The sequence below is a fragment of the Pseudoalteromonas nanhaiensis genome (assembly GCF_051235485.1).
GTDB lineage: Bacteria > Pseudomonadota > Gammaproteobacteria > Enterobacterales > Alteromonadaceae > Pseudoalteromonas > Pseudoalteromonas lipolytica_C.
Map to the genome: position 1 here is coordinate 59,025 of NZ_JBPNYQ010000018.1, position 16,869 is coordinate 75,893.

Consider the following 16,869-nt stretch of genomic DNA (forward strand, 5'->3'; position numbering starts at 1 on the left):
GACTTAAGCCCCACTAGCGTTTAACTGCTCGACAAGACGAATGTCATGTAACAAATGGTTATGCCTTACCGATAAAGCGTTTTCTGGCGTTGGCTTTATTTTATAGCCAAGCTGCAATAAAACCAGTGTAAATAGGGCTGCATGCTGGTAATGGCTAGGCTGTCCATTCAAATCAAACTCTTCGATTACGCTATGTGCATAACTAGAATTATTTTGTAATGACTGCCAAATACGCGTTTGTACTTGAGAAATTTGAATCGCTGACGCTTGATAGCAATTAATCTGTAAGCTTAATAAATAGTTTTCTAGTGAGTTCATAGCGTTATCCATTACAAAAAACGCTACTTTAAAATCTCAAGTTAAGTTGAGGTAAAGTGTTTTATTATTTATTACTCCATTTATTCATTATTTCTTTAAATAACTTAGCGTCTTTGTCTTCGCAGGGTCTTGGCGATCCACTTGGCACCCCAGATTTACCAAACACCGAATTGAAATTTATGCCATAACACATACCATTTAGCACCTCGATACGCTTGCTACCATCGCCACTTTGCCAAACGACAGTTGCTTTATCAGAGACGGTTAATTGCGCAGGCACTGTAACCCTGCCTGAGGGGCTATTCGCTTCATCCTGCCCAAACAAAGACGCATTAGCAGAACCATTTTCAAAATTAAGCTGTGGGATTGGCGCATAAGGGTTGAGCTTTTTAAAAGGCTCTTCGGCTATTTTTGAATTCTCAAGTGTCTGATTAGGCTTTACAACCTCAGAGGTAGCTTTTTTGGGTTCGTCTATTGTGGGATTAACTGTATTAGAATCACTTATCTGCCCAGAGCTACTCTGCGAAGTTTCTTCTTTTTTTGGCAAAGAATTAACCTCATCAGGCATTCCTTCTGTTTGCTCAGGTGAAGGTTTTTCTTGGATTTTCTGCAAACTAGGTAACGAAGTTAAATCAACACTTACATACGCGTTGATTACTTTTGGCGGCTCTGTGGCTGCTACTGGTAGTTTCACAAACTTTCCATATTGAGCAAATAACAACAAAAGCACAGCATGTAGCGTAATCGAGATGATCCATGCTTTGTAAGTCCCTTTTAGCACCCAAACGCCTCATTTTTATTTTTAAGAGTGTTAAATGAGTGAATTAGTTCATAAGAAAAAGTGGCGTTTTAGCAAGAGTAAAGTTTATGGTTCTAGCTCAAGTCTATTCGTAGAGATGGTTTCGATTAAGCATGAGTGCCATATGAGGTTTTACAGCAGCGGGAAACTCTGCAGCAAACAAGTCTACCGCTCAACTGACGTCTAAAAGCTGATAGCTTTATTTTAAAAACAAAAAGCCCCAGCAAATGCCGGGGCTTTTTAGTAAGTAAACTTAATTAAAAATTAAGCTTGCTTTGGACGTTCAACAACGTCTACTAAAGTCCAAGACTTAGTCTTAGAAATAGGAGCACACTCACGGATAGTAACTACGTCACCAGTTTGAGCTGTGTTGTTTTCGTCATGTACGTGTAGTTTAGTCGTACGTTTGATGAATTTACCATATACTGGGTGCTTCACGTAACGTGCGATAGCAACAGTGAAAGATTTATCCATCTTGTCGCTGATTACACGGCCTTGAAGAGTACGGATTTTATCGCTCATTATTGACCTGCCTTCTGGTTAATAACTGTTTTTACACGCGCGATATCGCGACGTACTGTTCTTAGCGTGTGTGTCTGAGCTAACTGACCAGTGCTTGCTTGCATGCGCAGGTTGAACTGCTCACGAAGAAGTCCTAGAAGTTCAGCGTTTAGCTCTTCTACGCTTTTGTCTTTTAGTTCGCTAGCTTTCATTACATCACCGTCCGAGTTACGAAAGTTGTTGTGAATGGTAATTTACGCGCTGCAAGGTTAAATGCTTCACGAGCAAGCTCTTCAGAAACACCTTCCATTTCGTAAAGTACTTTACCAGGTTGAATTTCAGCAACCCAATATTCAACAGAACCTTTACCTTTACCCATACGAACTTCTAATGGCTTGTTCGTAATTGGCTTATCTGGGAATACACGGATCCAGATTTTACCTTGACGCTTTACGTGACGTGTCATAGCACGACGAGCTGCTTCGATTTGACGAGCAGTCATACGGCCACGACCAGTAGCTTTCAAACCGAAAGTACCGAAGCTTACTTTGTTACCGTTTTGCGCTAAACCGCGGTTGCGGCCTTTGTGCATTTTACGGAATTTTGTACGTTTTGGCTGTAACATTACTCGCTACCTCTACTTAGCACTTTTTTTGGCTTTCTTTGGCGCGCGTTTAGCTGGCTTCTCTTGCTCTTGTACTAGTGGTAAACCACCAATAACTTCGCCTTTGAAGATCCAAACTTTAACACCAATGATACCATAAGTGGTTAAGGCTTCAGAAGTTGCGTAGTCGATATCAGCACGTAGAGTATGTAGAGGTACACGACCTTCACGATACCATTCTGAACGTGCGATCTCAGCACCGCCAAGACGACCGCTAACTTCAACTTTGATACCTTTTGCACCAATGCGCATTGCATTTTGTACCGAACGCTTCATAGCGCGACGGAACATAACACGACGCTCTAGCTGTGACGCAATACCGTCAGCTACTAGTTGTGCATCAAGTTCAGGCTTACGAACTTCAGAAATATTGATCTGAGCCGGAACACCTGCAATCTTAGTTACTGCTTGACGTAGTTTTTCAACGTCTTCGCCTTTTTTACCGATAACAACACCAGGACGAGCTGTGTGAATTGTTACACGGATAGATTTAGCTGGACGCTCGATAACGATTTTAGACACAGAAGCCGCTTTTAATTCCTTAGTTAGGAATGCACGTACTTTGTGATCGCCAAAAAGCTGATCAGAGAAATCTTTTGAATTCGCGTACCAGGTAGAAACCCAAGGTTTAGAGATACCTAGGCGAATACCAGTAGGATGAACTTTTTGTCCCATTACTTATACTCCTAGCTATCTGAAACCACAACAGTGATGTGGCTTGTACGCTTAAGGATGCGGTCAGCGCGTCCTTTAGCACGTGGCATAATACGCTTCATTGTAGGACCATCGTCCACAAAGATCGTAGTTACACGAAGCTCATCAATGTCAGCACCTTCGTTATGCTCTGCGTTAGCAATAGCAGACTCAAGTACTTTCTTAACTAATACAGCCGCTTTTTTAGGGCTGTACGCCAGGATTTCTAGAGCGCGATCAACCGGAAGTCCGCGGATCTGATCTGCAACTAGACGTGCTTTTTGCGCCGAACCAGAGGCGAATTTATGTTTAGCTAATGCTTGCATTTATCATTCTCCTCTTAACGTTTCTTCGCTTTCTTATCCGCAGCGTGACCGCGGTAAGTGCGAGTTGGTGCAAATTCACCTAGTTTGTGACCGATCATTTCGTCTGTGATAAACACAGGAACGTGCTGACGACCATTATGGACAGCGATGGTCAATCCGATCATGTTAGGTATGATCATTGAACGACGGCTCCAAGTTTTAATTGGCTTCTTGTCACCGCTTTCCAACGCTTTCTCTACCTTCTTCAGCAAGTGTAGGTCAATAAAAGGACCTTTCTTGAGAGAACGTGGCATGGCTATTCCTCAACTATTATTTAGTACGACGACGTACGATAAATTTATCAGTACGCTTGTTCTTACGTGTCTTAGCACCTTTAGTCGGTTTACCCCATGGAGACACAGGATGACGACCACCAGATGTACGACCTTCACCACCACCGTGCGGGTGATCTACCGGGTTCATGGCAACACCACGAACTGTCGGACGGATACCACGCCAGCGATTTGCACCAGCTTTACCTAGTGAACGAAGCATATGCTCAGCATTACCTACTTCACCAAGTGTTGCGCGACAGTCAGATGGAACTTTACGAACTTCGCCAGAACGAAGACGTAGAGTTACGTATTGACCTTCACGAGCAAGGATTTGAACGTATGCACCAGCAGAACGTGCGATTTGCGCGCCTTTACCTGGTTTTAATTCTACGTTGTGAACAGTCGAACCTACAGGCATGTTGCGCATTGGTAACGTGTTACCAGGTTTGATTGGTGCATCAATACCAGACTGGATTGAATCACCCGCTTTTAAGCCTTTAGGTGCAATAATGTAACGACGCTCACCGTCTGCATATAATACAAGAGCGATGTTTGCGCTACGGTTTGGATCATACTCTAGACGCTCAACAACAGCTGGAATGCCATCTTTAGTGCGTTTAAAGTCGATTACACGGTAATGATGCTTGTGACCACCACCGATGTGACGAACCGTGATACGACCTTTGTTATTACGACCACCAGACTTAGAGTTTTTCTCTAGTAGTGGTGCGTAAGGTTTACCCTTATGTAAATCTGGGTTAACCACTTTAACCAGGTGACGACGACCCGCAGAAGTTGGTTTACACTTTTGAAGTGCCATAATTCTAACTCCCCTTATTACTCGGCGCCGCCGACAAAGTCTAGCTCGCTACCTTCTTTAAGAGTAACGTAAGCTTTCTTCCAGTCTGAACGACGACCGAAACGCATGCCAGTACGTTTTGTTTTACCCTTAACGTTTAGTGTGCGAACACCAGTTACTTCTACTTCAAAAAGCTTTTCTGCAGCAGCTTTGATTTCAGCTTTAGTTGCATTAGAAGCTACTTTGAAAACAATCGTGTTGTTCTCTTCAGCAGCGATAGTGCTTTTTTCAGAGATGTGTGGAGCAAGGATCACTTTTAAAAGACGTTCTTCACGGATCATGCTAGCGCCTCCTCAAGTTGCTTAACAGCAGCAGCTGTAATAAGTACCTTATCGAAAGCGATTAGGCTTACAGGATCGATACCAGCTACATCACGCGTGTCAACCTTGTATAGGTTACGTGCCGATAAGAAAAGATTCTCATCTACTTCTTCAGTCACGATTAGAACATCTTTAAGCTCAAGTTCTTTAAGCTTAGCAACTAGTTCTTTAGTTTTTGGTGCTTCAAGACCAAACTGTTCAACAACGATTAAACGCTCTTGACGAACTAATTCAGATAAGATGCTTTTGATCGCACCGCGGTACATTTTACGGTTTACTTTTTGGCTATGATCTTGTGGTTTAGCTGCGAAGCTAACGCCACCTGAACGCCAAATTGGGCTACGAATTGTACCAGCACGTGCACGGCCAGTACCTTTTTGAGACCATGGTTTTTTACCACCACCGCTAACTTCAGAACGTGTCTTCTGAGCACGAGTACCTTGACGAGCACCTGCTGCGTAAGCAACAACTACTTGGTGTACTAATGCTTCGTTAAACTCACGTCCAAAAGTAGCTTCAGAAACTTCAAGAGCGCCAGAAGCGTCTTTAATTGCTAATTCCATCACTAAATCTCCAGGACTTATGCTTTAACAGCTGGTTTAACGATAACGTCACCGCCGATAGCGCCAGGTACTGCACCTTTAACTAAAAGCAAGTTACGCTCAGCGTCAACGCGAACTAGTTCTAAGTTTTGAGTCGTTACACGCTCAGCACCCATGTGACCGGCCATTTTCTTACCTTTAAACACCTTACCAGGTGATTGGTTTTGACCGATTGAACCAGGAGCACGGTGAGATAGAGAGTTACCGTGAGTAGCGTCTTGCATGCTGAAGTTCCAGCGCTTAACACCACCTTGGAAACCTTTACCTTTAGAAGTACCGGTTACGTCAACTTTGTTGATTTCGTTGAATAATTCAACAGTAAGCTCAGCGCCTACTTCAAAATCGCCTTCACCACCATTTAGGCGGAATTCCCACAGACCGCGACCCGCTTCAACACCAGCTTTAGCGAAGTGACCCGCTGCTGCTTTGTTTACACGGCTTGCTTTTTTAGTGCCTGCGGTTACTTGAAGCGCGTTATAACCGTCTGTTGCGTCAGATTTGATCTGTGCAATGCGGTTAGGAGTCGCTTCGATAACTGTCACAGGGATAGATACACCATCTTCAGTGAAGATACGTGTCATACCCACTTTACGACCGACTAGACCTAATGCCATTTTCCTAAAACCTCTCTAATCTTCCGATTAACCCAGGCTGATTTGAACATCAACACCAGCAGCAAGATCTAAACGCATAAGAGCGTCAACAGTCTTGTCAGTTGGTTCTACGATGTCGATCAGACGTTTATGGGTGCGGATTTCGTACTGATCACGCGCGTCTTTGTTAACGTGCGGTGAAGTTAGTACAGTAAAACGTTCAAAGCGTGTAGGTAGTGGAATTGGACCACGTACTTGAGCGCCAGTGCGTTTCGCAGTTTCCACGATTTCCGCCGTTGATTGGTCAATCAAACGGTGGTCAAAAGCTTTTAGGCGAATACGAATGCGTTGATTTGACATTCTTAAACCTCAATATAAAGAGCATTTAAAAAGAGCATAAAAAAACGACCGAAACAATCTTACTAACTAAGATGTCGGCTGTTCTCTTATATCTACGTTGAATTCCAAATCGGAATTCCTGTTTATTAGCTTGAAATCCAAGCTTAATCTTTCCTTCCAAGTTCCCGAGGGAATTTTGAAAGCCTGCGTATTATAGTTATATTGGTGATAAATGCAACAACTTTTTAGAATTAATACACTCGACGCCTTATCAAAATGAAATTTAAATGAAATAGAACTAAATTCAGCCAAGGTATGTCTTTGCTTACTATAGTTAGGTAAAGAAACAAAAAGCCATACAATGTTGCAATGGTCAGTCCAATTAATAATTGTTATTCTATGCCGCTTATTTTGACCGCATGTGGTCTACTGTATATTTACTAATACCAATTGGCTTAATAAAGTGAGCTGTCTTAGGCACTAAACCTAGTTGGTATAAAACTTTGGTGAGTTGATGCGTATCATTAATCGTTGTTTAAATGCTATTTCTGCTGGGATGAACCGCTTGCTAGTAAAAAGCAAAGTTCTGCCTGAGAACCCTATTGAACAATACAATCTAAACCCTGCCAACCCAACTTTTTATATTGTGAGGTTGAATGCGCGCTCTGATTTAGCGGCACTGGCGCGGGTATGTAAAAAATATGGCTTACCTGACCCAACCGAAGAGCAGTTATTAGGTAATGCCGAACTTAACCGCTTTATTGGTATTCAAAACCCACCACCGCTATTTGGTAATAAAAGCAAACCAAGTAATGCCTTGCAGCAAGGCAAACACATTATTGACCACCTAATGCAATCTGGTGAGCAAAACGTCCAAGTGATCCCGGTGACCATTTTATGGGGTCGTAACCCAGGAAAAGAAAAGCCAGGTTTAGGTACTTTGGTGTCTCATTCATTAACACCCAGCTGGTTTCGCAAGTTCTTTGTGTTGCTATTTTCTGGGCGTGATAACTTTATTCGATTTAGCCAACCACTCGACTTATCTTTATTAGTCAATGAAAAAGCCGATGTTGATGAGCTACCACATAAGTTAATACGCGTAGCTCGTGTGCACTTTCGTCGTCAAAAACTGGCTGCTACAGGGCCAAAAATGCCATCGCGTGAACAGCTTTTTAATTCGCTACTTGCATCACCAACAATAAAAAAAGCGATTCAAATAGAAGCAAAAGAAAAAAACATCAGCCAAGAGCAAGCTCGTCAAAATGCGCTGAAGCTACTTGATGAAATTGCTGCCAATTACAGCGATGCCACCATTCGTGTTGCTGACCGTGTATTAACTTGGCTGTGGAATAAACTTTATAACGGCATCGACATTAAGTTTTCAGAGCAAGTTCACGAGCTCACTGATAAAGGCCATGAAATTATTTATATGCCTTGTCACCGCTCGCACATGGATTACTTATTACTGACCTACTCTATTTATCACTTAGGTTTAGTACCACCGCATATAGCCGCTGGTATCAACTTAAACTTCTTCCCGGCAGGTGGTATTTTCCGTCGTAGTGGTGCTTTCTTTATTCGCCGCTCATTCGCGGGCAACAAGTTATATTCATCAGTATTTAAAGAGTATCTGAGCCAGTTATTTATTAAAGGCTACTCAGTGAAGTTTTACACTGAAGGTGGCCGTAGCCGTACTGGTCGTTTGTTACCACCAAAAACAGGTATGCTCGCCATGACGTTGCAAGCCATGCTTCGTGGCATAGATCGCCCTATTTCTATTGTGCCTGTATACATCGGCTATGAGCACGTAATGGAAATTAATACTTACTTAAAAGAGCTGGCCGGTAACGATAAAAAAGGTGAGTCGGTCTTGGGGATTTTTAAAGCCATTAAAAACCTGAAAAACTATGGTCGTGGTTACTTAAATTTTGGTGATCCTATTTCGATAAATCAATACCTTAATGAACAGCAACCTGATTGGCGCGAGTCTATTCACCCAACCGATGTACAAAAGCCACAATGGCTTGGACCGCAGGTAGCGAATCTTGCCGATAAAGTCATGGTTAATATTAATAGTGCCGCTGCACTCAATGCGGTGAATTTACTCGCGATGATTTTATTGGTGAATGACAAACATGCGTTAAGTAAGCCTAAGTTGATTGCGCAGCTTGAGTTTTATCTACATTTACAACGCAGCGCAAGTTACAGCGACAAGGTAACAACACCTAACGAAAGTGCTGAACAGCTATTAGAGCATGCACTTAAACTTAATAAGTTTGACGTCATCAGTGATGAATTTGGCGAAATTATCGCTATTAACGACAAAGAAAAGACGCTATTCAACTACTACCGTAATAACGTATTGCACTTATTTGCTGTACCAAGCTTGCTTGCGCTGCATTTATTCAAAGCGCATCAAACTACCATGGCAGATTGCCATGCCTTGATTGCACGTTTTTACCCGCTGTTCGCTAAAGAGTGGTTCTTGCATGAGCTAGATGAAAACTACATTACTCGCGTGCTCGCAAGCTTTGTTGATCAAGACCTTATTGAAATTGAAGGTGATAATATCAAAATCACCAATAGCAACGACTGCTTAGCAAAACTCGAAATGCTTGGTCGCGCCTTAAGCTTAACGCTACAGCGTTACGCTATCGTGGTTGGTTTTATTCAAACCAGTAGCGGTATTGAGCGTGAAGAACTTGAGCACGAAAGCCAAGTGTTAGCAGAGCGTTTAGGCACCTTGCACGGCATTAAAACGCCGGAGTTCTTTGACAAAAAAGTACTTATTGGTTTTATCTCAAGCTTGCGAGAGCAAAAGCTAATTACCGAAACAGAGCAAGGCTTAACGGGTAGCAATGAGCTGTGTGAAGTGTATTTATATCTGAAGGCATTGCTGCCAGCACGAGTCTGGCAGTCAATTGACGATATAGTGCAAAGCCAAGCTCAGCACGCAAAAGATTAACGCTGACGCATGACCCCTTCTTGGATCGTTGAGGCAACCAAATTGCCTTGACGGTCAAAGAACTGACCTCGCACCAAACCACGGCCAGAGCTCGCACTTGGGCTATCAATCGAATATAAAATCCAATCGTCTAGTCTAAACGGGCGGTGAAACCACATTGCATGGTCAATCGTCGCAACCTGCATATTCGGCTGCATAAACGATACACCGTGCGGCTGTAATGCCGTTGGTAAAAACTCAAAGTCAGACGCATACGCAAGTAAGTAATTATGAATACGCTGATCGTCAGGCATCTCACCATTGGCTTTAAACCAAATATGCTTAACGGGTTCCATTGCTTGTGGTTTAAATGGGTTATGAAAGGTCACTGGACGCATTTCAATTGGCACTTCACGAATAAACTTATTGCGAATTGGTTCAGGAATAAGTTCAGCATTCGCTTGGTAAAACTCAAGCGATGACTTTAATTCTTCAGGCTGTGGGACATCGGGCATCTGCGCTTGGTGTGATAAGCCGTCCTCTTCACCTTGAAACGAAGCAGTCATGTAAAAAATCGGCTTACCATATTGAATAGCTTTTACACGGCGGGTACTAAAGCTCTTACCATCACGAATATTTTCTACATCGTAAACGATTGGTTTGCTCGCATCACCTGGACGTAAAAAATAAGAATGCAGTGAATGAACTATACGCCCTTCAGGTAATGTTTCTTTGGCTGCCGACAAGGCTTGCCCCATTACTTGGCCACCGAAAACAGCTCTAAACCCTAAATCTTGGCTTTGCCCGCGATACAAGCCTTGCTCAATCTCTTCTAACGACATTAATGACAGTAAGTCATCTAATACTTGGCTCATTTATTTATCCTCAATCCAGACAAGCGTTTAATGATACTATAGACTAATTGGAAGTAAATCTTTGTAAGAGCACCCCATTATGGCTTATTGGCTTTTTAAAACCGAACCTGATGCATTTTCAATTGATGATTTAAAAAACGCACCTATGCAAACCTCTATGTGGGATGGCGTGCGCAATTATCAAGCGCGAAACTTTCTACGCGATGGTATTAAACAAGGCGACTTGGTAATGATTTATCATTCAAGTTGTAAACATGTAGGTGTCGCAGGAATAGCCACGGTCAGTCGTGAAGCCTATGCCGACCCAACTCAGTTTGATTTAAATAGCGATTACTACGATGCTAAAGCAACTACTGATAACCCGCGCTGGTTTGTGGTCGATGTTACTTATAAATCTCACCTTAAAAAGCTTGTTAGCCTACAAGCAATTAAAGCCAATGAGTCCATTACCGAAATAGCCCTTAAAAAAGGCGGTCGATTATCTGTAATGCCAGTAACTGAACATGATTGGCAACAGATTATAGCTATGAGCGAAACATAACACATTAAAAAGGCGTGCATTTTTAATGAGTAGTGATTTTTGCTATAATTCTGTCCCTTTATTTTAGAGGTATCTTGGGGGATGTATGAAATTATTATATTGGTTAGATGAGTGGACCCATCTCCCACATGAGCAACAACAAAGCCGAGTCCCATTTACCGGTGGTGACTTACTCGGTGATGTATATGTGAAGTACCATATCATCGACGCAAATAAACCTCTGCTATTCACCTTCTCACCAGCGGGAACCAACTACCAAGAACATGATCTCACAGATGATTTTTCGCCTTGGGCCTATAAACTTGCGAAAAAACAAGATGTGAATGTAATTGCCTTCCAACATTTAGGCATTAGTAACTGGTTTAGACACCGCAACCTATTGTTTTTTATTGAGCAGTTAGCGCCATTGATTAGCGGATTTAAAGAACGATTAGGATATGGCTTGAGTCGTGGTGGCTTTGCTGTTGGCGCATTTGCCAATCTATTAAAGCTTGATAAAGTCTTGTTATTTCATCCTGTCAGCACAAAAAATAAAAACAAAGCCCCATGGGATGACCGCTCAAGCACAGATATCGCACAAAAATTTGACTGGAACGGTGATTATCACGATTTAGACCTAGGTCATGCTAAAGGCTATATCATCTACGATCCAACCAATCGTATCGACCGAGCTCATGCTAAACGCTACCCACAACTCACCCATTTACGGGTGTTCGGTATGGGCCACAGCGTTCATGCTACGTACTTGAATAAATTTGGTTTTTATAAAGATGTTGCTGTTGATTTTATTAGCCACCAGCAAGTCGATATTGCTCAATTTCGACAGCAGACAAAAACGTTACGTTTTAAAGAAGACTATTATCGTCGGCTCAATAAAGCCAACAACGGTTCGGCACACCGCTTAGCCTTACTTAGTAAGGCACACACAATTTTGACTGAAGAAAAAGCTGAGCATATTCAAGAGCAAAATGGCACAATTGATGTTCAGCCGCTGATTGATGTCGCAATCAAGCATCAGGATGAACACCCAAACGATGCAATAAAGATTTTAGAGGTGGCGCAGCAACTTTCACCTGATGACCCATTGATAGATCATAAATTGAAACAGTTGAAGTGAGACAGTAGCTGTAAGTTAACCCTTCGTTTTTATTTTACGGTGTTTTTTGACCCGCCCGTGTTTAGGGACAATAGTTAAATACATCACTAAAGCCAACCACGAAAAGAAAATGATACCAATTAACCAAGCATTCTTTTCGTGGCCTTGAGTACGTTTACTATTGAGCACAATGACCACAGGTAAAATGTAGGCACTCAAAACAATAATTAAAAACGCAACTTCATTCATAAATACCAATTCGCTTAATTAAAAGTATTATTGCGGATTGGTACTATACCAACGCTGACCAATCAACTTCGTCACTCAAAACACGCTCCGCAGCAATATAATGCAAAATATCTCCTTCACTGACTACATAGTCAAGAGGCGGATTTAAATCCATGTTTTTTGCACTTAAATTATGTGCGACACCCAGTAATATAGCATCGTGGCTGTATTTAAAGTGATGAAACAGCTTGCCAAACTCCATTGCTTGCACGCCTTTTGGAATAGGCAAACTAAACTGAGTATCACCATGAAGTGTTGATAACAACTCTTCTTGCACACGGCTCGAACCCGGATCTTGCATTGAACGCACTAAGATTTCGGCTGACTTGGCACTACTGCATTCAACATTATGACAGAGCTCATGTAGCATTTCGATTTTGGTTTCGTCAGTAAAATGCGCGCTAATATGACAATCCTTATTTACCAACTTACTTATGCGCAGTGCAGTAGTAAACGTTTGGTCATCATCTTGGCCATCAATAATAATTTTATCGGCGCGTTCAATTGCGATTCTTTGCAACTCATCTAAGTCGGTAAAGCTACTTAGGCGTGCAAAATCAACCATCGGATTTGTTAAAAATGGATGCTCCATTTGTTCAGTAACTGCCAATAGAATACGACGATCTAAGCGTTTTTGATCGGCTAGAATATAGTCAACCATCTTCTTAGTACGAGTATCGTGCCAACCAAAAATAATAATGTGATTGTTTATATGTGCGAAGCTTTTATCACCCGTCATAGCGCGCCTGATTAAGTAAGTTACTGTTTGCCCTGTTTTTCCTAACAGAACGCCAAATAATGCTAAACCAAAAGGTATTTGTAGTAATGCAACAACCCAGCGGCCAAGCTCAGTACTGGCACTAAAATCGCCATAGCCAACTGTTGATGTTGTTACAACATAATAATAAACGTAGGTACTTAGTGGTGTTAAAGCTTGCTCTCCTGCAAGCATAAGCAGCCACCATATAAGTAGCATATGCAAAAGCGTGGTAACCACCACAGCCTGCCAACTTACTTGATCAATATGACTGCGGATAAGTACCACTATACGATTTAATAAATAGTGCATAATCCTTGCAATTTACAGTGGTGGAAATTAACGATACGGTACTGGAATGCTTGCTCTTTGGCAACAGATTGAAATTACTAATGCATGTCGATGAAAAATAATAGTAGACTATAATATCTCTGTATTAGTTGTTTTGGGTGAAATATGTCAGGTGTTCTTGCTTCAGTTGATAAGCGTACGCAACTAGTCGGTGAAAACCGCTTAGAGCTTTTACTATTTTACCTCCACAGTCGCCACTTATTTGCTCTTAATGTTTTTAAAGTAAAAGAAGTCGTTAAACTGCCTCATATCAGCAAAATTCCTCACGCACACCCGAAAGTGTCAGGTGTAGTTGATATTCGCGGTGAGTCAATTCCTGTGATTGATTTACGGAGAGCGATTAACATGCCTGAAGCTAAACACATTGAAGATACAAACCTCGTTATCACTGAATACAATCGTACCGTACAAGGCTTTTTAATTGGCAAGGTTGATCAAATCATTAATATGACATGGTCTGATATTATGCCGCCACCAACTGCGATTGGTAAAAATCATTACCTAACAGCCTTAACGAAGGTGAAACGCGATGGCCAAGAGCAACTGGTTGAAATAATCGATGTAGAAAAAGTGCTCGCCGAAATCGTTGAGTACGAAGTACATATTTCTGATGATATTCTTGATAAGAGTATCGTGAACGAATTTGCAGGCCGCAAAATTCTTCATGCTGATGATTCACCAACGGCTCGTAAACAAGTAAGCGATACTTTATCGCAACTCGGCATCGAAATTATTCCTGCTCGTAACGGACTCGAAGCACTCGAAATGTTAAAAGGCTGGGCTGATCAGGGCAAAGATGTCGAAAAAGAATTACTTATGGTGATCACCGATGCAGAAATGCCAGCAATGGATGGCTACCGTTTAACCCACGAAATTCGCAACGACAGCCGAATGAAGAACTTACACATCGTGCTTAACACATCACTCAGTGGTAGCTTTAACCAAGCCCTGGTTGAGAAGGTTGGTTGTAATGCCTTTTTATCTAAGTTCCAGCCAATTTTGTTAGTGGAAGAAGTACAAGCCCGCTTAAAAGCCGTGCTAGAACAAGATGCTCAGTAATCGTTTTTAACATTTGTTTTATTAATATAAGCTAAAGCAACGACGTCGCAATTTGCCAATCATCGTTATTCATGATTTATTGGCTTTATCGATTCGACGACAACAATAAAAACTATGCTAAATCGCGTTGCCAAACCATTCACTAAACTAGTAGAGCGTTACCTACCCGACCCGTTTGTATTTGTTATATTACTCACCTTGCTGAGCTTTATCGTTGCGAGTCTCTTTACACCGTCAACGCCCACACAAGTGCTCGCGGCTTGGGGTGGTGGATTTTGGAACCTATTACAATTTGCTATGCAAATGCTGCTAGTACTGCTTACAGGCTACATATTAGCGAATACTCCAGTTATGCGCAGCATACTCAATAAACTTGCGACACTAGCAAATACCCCAGCCAAAGCAATCATTCTCGTGACGCTCGTTTCTTTATTAGCTAGCTGGCTAAATTGGGGCTTTGGTTTAGTGATTGGCGCTTTGTTCGCCAAAGCAATTGCGAAACAAACCCGCGTTGATTACCGTTTGTTAGTAGCCAGTGCCTATTCAGGCTTTATTGTTTGGCATGGTGGCTTAGCCGGTTCAGTGCCGCTGACAATCGCGACCGATGGCCATTTTGCACAGCAAAGCATTGGTATTATAGGCACCGAGGAGACAATTTTTTCGGCATTTAATATCGCTATTGTTGTGGGCTTATTTATTATCATGCCGCTGGTAAATCGCTACATGCTGCCAAACGAGAAAGACAGCGTCTATGTTGACCCCGCAAAGCTTGATGATGAAACGCAGCAAATAGCAACACCTACCCGCCCTGCCGAAGTAATAGAGCATAGTCGTTTATTAGGAATGGGGATAGGTGCCGTTGGCCTTGCCTATTTATTCTATTATTTTGTGCTAAGCGGAGGCGGCTTAAATTTAAATAGTGTGATCGCTATTTTCTTATTTAGCGCAATTTTACTGCATCAAACACCACATAATTTACTTCGAAGCTTACAGCAAGCAATCCCCAGCGGCGCTGGTATTGTGATTCAATTTCCGTTTTATGCCGGGATCATGGCGATTATGGTAAAAACGGGACTTGCTCAACAAATCTCTGAAGGATTTATTGCCATTGCTACAGCCGAAACGCTGCCTTTTTGGAGTTTTTTAAGTGCAGGGTTTGTGAATATCTTTGTGCCATCAGGCGGCGGCCAATGGGCAGTGCAAGCGCCGATTGTCATTCCTGCAGCACAAACACTTGGCGCTGATATGCCACGTGTTGCTATGGCTGTCGCATGGGGCGATGCCTGGACTAACCTAATTCAGCCGTTCTGGGCACTCCCCGTGCTTGCTATTGCCGGCTTAAAAGCAAAAGACATCATGGGCTTTTGCCTTGTGCAGCTGATCATCACCGGCGTGTTTATATCGTTAATGCTGAGTTTTTATCCTTAGTACGAATGCAAAAGCACTGAGTTTTAGCCCGCTCAGTGCTTAATATGCAATCCTTAGCTCGATAAAATCTTCATAGGTAGGCTTAGGATTGCGCTTTCTGAATCAGCAAAATGCATCATCACCGCAACGTGGCCTGCAACAACCAATGCGTACATGACCGCTGAAAAACCTTGCCCGTAAGTATCAAGAGGGATTAGGTGTGAATAATGACGACCACGCCATTCAAATACAATTTCAAGCGCGCCAACAAACAAGAAGAACACGAGGAGCATTAAACCAAAGGTATAGCTCAGCCATAAACCAAATAACACGCCTAATAAGCACACGCTTAAGCCGACCCAAGAACGCATAGAAAAACTAATGCTTTTTAGTACATGACCGCCATCTAAGGGCAAAATAGGTAACAAGTTAAATAGGTTTAACAGTGCACTGAGTACTGCCACACCGGCGAATATTTCCATTTCAGTGGCGTAGTAAAGCACCACTCCGAGTACTGAGGTAATTAAGCCAAATGCAGGCCCCATTAGAGAGATCACCACATCTTGCCAACGGGTGGTAATTTTATCGTCGGAAACGGCCAAGCCACCGACAAACGGAATAAGATAAATACCTTTAGTTTTAATGCCAAAATATTTCATAGCGCGCACATGACCATATTCGTGCACAACCAAGCAAGCAATTAACATCAAAGCAAATTCAATAGAAAAAAGCCATGCGTAACCTGCAACTGATGCACCCGCTAAAGCTGCTTTCACTACTTTTGCACTTTTAAATAATTTAAAGCCCAGTGCTAGCAGGCCAATGATGCCGCGTTTTGGTTCAGCGTCTTCTACCGCAGGAAGTGCAAGTTCACTAACTAATTGCTGATTAACATAAATAGCTAAGCTTTTTTCATGCACTTTGCTGGTATCTAAGCTAATTTTTTGTCCTTGAAAATCAAATTCATACTTATTCTGAGTCGGGTTATCAAATGCAATAGCTTGCTGTTGATGGAATAACTGTATTAATTGCGAGCCGTGCAAATGCAAAGTGAAAGTTTCATTTGCTAAGCTCAACTGAAGTCTTGCCATAATCTGTAAAAATACTAGATAAGAGTGCGGCTATTATACGTAGGACAAAATAAATTACGAGAGAGAAGCTTCTACGATTTAAATTACTCTGTCCAGCACACAAACAACCAAAAAACATGACTAACTAATATT

Annotated in this window: 22 protein-coding genes; 5 read left to right on the plus strand and 17 right to left on the minus strand. The window is 42.1% G+C overall.

All coding sequences use genetic code 11. From position 1 onward, the window contains the following. Positions 1-3: 3 nt before the first annotated feature. From ACSFVZ_RS15015 to rpsJ, 13 genes are all read right to left on the minus strand, one after another. On the minus strand, positions 4-318 hold the full coding sequence (locus tag ACSFVZ_RS15015) for a hypothetical protein (protein WP_135923214.1): 315 nt from the start codon (positions 316-318) through the stop codon (positions 4-6). A gap of 64 nt (positions 319-382) precedes the next feature. Continuing rightward, complete coding sequence (locus ACSFVZ_RS15020; protein WP_235383726.1) at positions 383-1,099, minus strand: hypothetical protein; 717 nt, start codon at positions 1,097-1,099, stop codon at positions 383-385. 282 nt (positions 1,100-1,381) lie between these two features. After that, positions 1,382-1,639, minus strand: a complete 258-nt coding sequence (rpsQ, locus tag ACSFVZ_RS15025) for a 30S ribosomal protein S17 (protein ID WP_135923212.1) — start codon at positions 1,637-1,639, stop codon at positions 1,382-1,384. After that, positions 1,639-1,830, minus strand: coding sequence for a 50S ribosomal protein L29 (gene rpmC, locus ACSFVZ_RS15030; protein ID WP_054552371.1), 192 nt, complete (start codon positions 1,828-1,830; stop codon positions 1,639-1,641). Before rpmC ends, rpsQ begins: the two co-directional genes overlap by 1 nt. Further along, complete coding sequence (rplP, locus tag ACSFVZ_RS15035; protein WP_036974208.1) at positions 1,830-2,243, minus strand: 50S ribosomal protein L16; 414 nt, start codon at positions 2,241-2,243, stop codon at positions 1,830-1,832. The genes rpmC and rplP overlap by 1 nt, the downstream gene beginning before the upstream one ends. A 12-nt stretch (positions 2,244-2,255) precedes the next feature. Continuing rightward, positions 2,256-2,957 carry a 30S ribosomal protein S3 gene (rpsC, locus tag ACSFVZ_RS15040; protein WP_063701047.1) on the minus strand — a complete coding sequence of 234 codons (702 nt, stop codon included), beginning with the start codon at positions 2,955-2,957 and terminating at the stop codon, positions 2,256-2,258. Between the two features lie 11 nt (positions 2,958-2,968). Beyond that, the gene (gene rplV, locus ACSFVZ_RS15045; protein WP_004588690.1) at positions 2,969-3,301 is read right to left on the minus strand and encodes a 50S ribosomal protein L22; all 333 of its coding nucleotides are present in this window, start codon (positions 3,299-3,301) and stop codon (positions 2,969-2,971) included. 14 nt (positions 3,302-3,315) lie between these two features. Then, on the minus strand, positions 3,316-3,594 hold the full coding sequence (gene rpsS / locus ACSFVZ_RS15050) for a 30S ribosomal protein S19 (protein ID WP_010376377.1): 279 nt from the start codon (positions 3,592-3,594) through the stop codon (positions 3,316-3,318). A gap of 16 nt (positions 3,595-3,610) precedes the next feature. Further along, entirely contained in the window at positions 3,611-4,435 is an 825-nt protein-coding gene (rplB, locus tag ACSFVZ_RS15055) for a 50S ribosomal protein L2 (protein WP_135923211.1), read from the minus strand. Positions 4,436-4,452: 17 nt separating this feature from the next. Then, the gene (gene rplW, locus ACSFVZ_RS15060; protein ID WP_135923210.1) at positions 4,453-4,755 is read right to left on the minus strand and encodes a 50S ribosomal protein L23; all 303 of its coding nucleotides are present in this window, start codon (positions 4,753-4,755) and stop codon (positions 4,453-4,455) included. After that, positions 4,752-5,357 carry a 50S ribosomal protein L4 gene (gene rplD / locus ACSFVZ_RS15065; RefSeq protein WP_062568199.1) on the minus strand — a complete coding sequence of 202 codons (606 nt, stop codon included), beginning with the start codon at positions 5,355-5,357 and terminating at the stop codon, positions 4,752-4,754. Before rplD ends, rplW begins: the two co-directional genes overlap by 4 nt. A gap of 17 nt (positions 5,358-5,374) precedes the next feature. Then, complete coding sequence (rplC, locus tag ACSFVZ_RS15070; protein WP_004588685.1) at positions 5,375-6,010, minus strand: 50S ribosomal protein L3; 636 nt, start codon at positions 6,008-6,010, stop codon at positions 5,375-5,377. A gap of 27 nt (positions 6,011-6,037) precedes the next feature. Beyond that, positions 6,038-6,349 (minus strand): 30S ribosomal protein S10, encoded by a 312-nt coding sequence (gene rpsJ, locus ACSFVZ_RS15075; protein WP_002957900.1) that lies wholly within the window; start codon positions 6,347-6,349, stop codon positions 6,038-6,040. Between the two features lie 493 nt (positions 6,350-6,842). On the opposite strand from rpsJ, the gene plsB reads away from it, so the two are divergent. Further along, positions 6,843-9,293 carry a glycerol-3-phosphate 1-O-acyltransferase PlsB gene (gene plsB, locus ACSFVZ_RS15080; RefSeq protein WP_138556651.1) on the plus strand — a complete coding sequence of 817 codons (2,451 nt, stop codon included), beginning with the start codon at positions 6,843-6,845 and terminating at the stop codon, positions 9,291-9,293. On the opposite strand, the gene tesB is transcribed toward plsB, so the two are convergent. Next, the gene (gene tesB, locus ACSFVZ_RS15085) at positions 9,290-10,147 is read right to left on the minus strand and encodes an acyl-CoA thioesterase II (protein WP_135923208.1); all 858 of its coding nucleotides are present in this window, start codon (positions 10,145-10,147) and stop codon (positions 9,290-9,292) included. The two genes, plsB and tesB, sit on opposite strands and share 4 nt — an antisense overlap. 79 nt (positions 10,148-10,226) lie before the next feature. Between tesB and ACSFVZ_RS15090 the strand changes: the two genes are divergently transcribed. Then, entirely contained in the window at positions 10,227-10,688 is a 462-nt protein-coding gene (locus ACSFVZ_RS15090) for an EVE domain-containing protein (RefSeq protein ID WP_138556649.1), read from the plus strand. A gap of 85 nt (positions 10,689-10,773) precedes the next feature. Further along, on the plus strand, positions 10,774-11,805 hold the full coding sequence (locus ACSFVZ_RS15095) for a cytosolic protein (protein WP_435559158.1): 1,032 nt from the start codon (positions 10,774-10,776) through the stop codon (positions 11,803-11,805). Positions 11,806-11,820: 15 nt separating this feature from the next. Here the strand turns inward: ACSFVZ_RS15095 and ACSFVZ_RS15100 are convergent, their stop codons facing one another. Continuing rightward, positions 11,821-12,033 (minus strand): hypothetical protein, encoded by a 213-nt coding sequence (locus ACSFVZ_RS15100; protein ID WP_138556647.1) that lies wholly within the window; start codon positions 12,031-12,033, stop codon positions 11,821-11,823. A gap of 43 nt (positions 12,034-12,076) precedes the next feature. Next, positions 12,077-13,141 carry an ion channel gene (locus ACSFVZ_RS15105; RefSeq protein ID WP_138556646.1) on the minus strand — a complete coding sequence of 355 codons (1,065 nt, stop codon included), beginning with the start codon at positions 13,139-13,141 and terminating at the stop codon, positions 12,077-12,079. 144 nt (positions 13,142-13,285) lie between these two features. Here ACSFVZ_RS15105 and ACSFVZ_RS15110 point away from each other — a divergent pair, with 144 nt between their 5' ends. Both ACSFVZ_RS15110 and ACSFVZ_RS15115 read left to right on the plus strand, forming a co-directional pair. Further along, the gene (locus ACSFVZ_RS15110) at positions 13,286-14,239 is read left to right on the plus strand and encodes a chemotaxis protein CheV (RefSeq protein WP_281547262.1); all 954 of its coding nucleotides are present in this window, start codon (positions 13,286-13,288) and stop codon (positions 14,237-14,239) included. A 114-nt stretch (positions 14,240-14,353) separates the two neighbouring features. After that, positions 14,354-15,667: a short-chain fatty acid transporter gene (locus tag ACSFVZ_RS15115; protein ID WP_435559159.1), complete on the plus strand. Its 1,314-nt coding sequence runs from the start codon at positions 14,354-14,356 to the stop codon at positions 15,665-15,667. Between the two features lie 53 nt (positions 15,668-15,720). On the opposite strand, the gene ACSFVZ_RS15120 is transcribed toward ACSFVZ_RS15115, so the two are convergent. Next, positions 15,721-16,737 (minus strand): metalloprotease, encoded by a 1,017-nt coding sequence (locus ACSFVZ_RS15120; protein WP_199527613.1) that lies wholly within the window; start codon positions 16,735-16,737, stop codon positions 15,721-15,723. Between the last annotated feature and the right edge of the window lie 132 nt (positions 16,738-16,869).

Excerpts from the sequence above, each read along its gene's own strand:
- ACSFVZ_RS15100 (WP_138556647.1), bottom strand. The coding sequence starts at position 12,033 with ATGAATGAAGTTGCGTTTTTAATTATTGTTTTGAGTGCCTACATTTTA.
- rplD (WP_062568199.1), bottom strand. The coding sequence starts at position 5,357 with ATGGAATTAGCAATTAAAGACGCTTCTGGCGCTCTTGAAGTTTCTGAA.
- ACSFVZ_RS15015 (WP_135923214.1), bottom strand. The coding sequence starts at position 318 with ATGAACTCACTAGAAAACTATTTATTAAGCTTACAGATTAATTGCTAT.
- rplC (WP_004588685.1), bottom strand. The coding sequence starts at position 6,010 with ATGGCATTAGGTCTAGTCGGTCGTAAAGTGGGTATGACACGTATCTTC.
- tesB (WP_135923208.1), bottom strand. The coding sequence starts at position 10,147 with ATGAGCCAAGTATTAGATGACTTACTGTCATTAATGTCGTTAGAAGAG.
- ACSFVZ_RS15115 (WP_435559159.1), top strand. The coding sequence starts at position 14,354 with ATGCTAAATCGCGTTGCCAAACCATTCACTAAACTAGTAGAGCGTTAC.
- rpsJ (WP_002957900.1), bottom strand. The coding sequence starts at position 6,349 with ATGTCAAATCAACGCATTCGTATTCGCCTAAAAGCTTTTGACCACCGT.
- rpsS (WP_010376377.1), bottom strand. The coding sequence starts at position 3,594 with ATGCCACGTTCTCTCAAGAAAGGTCCTTTTATTGACCTACACTTGCTG.
- plsB (WP_138556651.1), top strand. The coding sequence starts at position 6,843 with ATGCGTATCATTAATCGTTGTTTAAATGCTATTTCTGCTGGGATGAAC.
- rplB (WP_135923211.1), bottom strand. The coding sequence starts at position 4,435 with ATGGCACTTCAAAAGTGTAAACCAACTTCTGCGGGTCGTCGTCACCTG.
- rplP (WP_036974208.1), bottom strand. The coding sequence starts at position 2,243 with ATGTTACAGCCAAAACGTACAAAATTCCGTAAAATGCACAAAGGCCGC.
- ACSFVZ_RS15110 (WP_281547262.1), top strand. The coding sequence starts at position 13,286 with ATGTCAGGTGTTCTTGCTTCAGTTGATAAGCGTACGCAACTAGTCGGT.
- rpmC (WP_054552371.1), bottom strand. The coding sequence starts at position 1,830 with ATGAAAGCTAGCGAACTAAAAGACAAAAGCGTAGAAGAGCTAAACGCT.
- ACSFVZ_RS15090 (WP_138556649.1), top strand. The coding sequence starts at position 10,227 with ATGGCTTATTGGCTTTTTAAAACCGAACCTGATGCATTTTCAATTGAT.
- ACSFVZ_RS15105 (WP_138556646.1), bottom strand. The coding sequence starts at position 13,141 with ATGCACTATTTATTAAATCGTATAGTGGTACTTATCCGCAGTCATATT.
- ACSFVZ_RS15120 (WP_199527613.1), bottom strand. The coding sequence starts at position 16,737 with ATGGCAAGACTTCAGTTGAGCTTAGCAAATGAAACTTTCACTTTGCAT.
- ACSFVZ_RS15095 (WP_435559158.1), top strand. The coding sequence starts at position 10,774 with ATGAAATTATTATATTGGTTAGATGAGTGGACCCATCTCCCACATGAG.
- rplV (WP_004588690.1), bottom strand. The coding sequence starts at position 3,301 with ATGCAAGCATTAGCTAAACATAAATTCGCCTCTGGTTCGGCGCAAAAA.
- rplW (WP_135923210.1), bottom strand. The coding sequence starts at position 4,755 with ATGATCCGTGAAGAACGTCTTTTAAAAGTGATCCTTGCTCCACACATC.
- rpsC (WP_063701047.1), bottom strand. The coding sequence starts at position 2,957 with ATGGGACAAAAAGTTCATCCTACTGGTATTCGCCTAGGTATCTCTAAA.
- rpsQ (WP_135923212.1), bottom strand. The coding sequence starts at position 1,639 with ATGAGCGATAAAATCCGTACTCTTCAAGGCCGTGTAATCAGCGACAAG.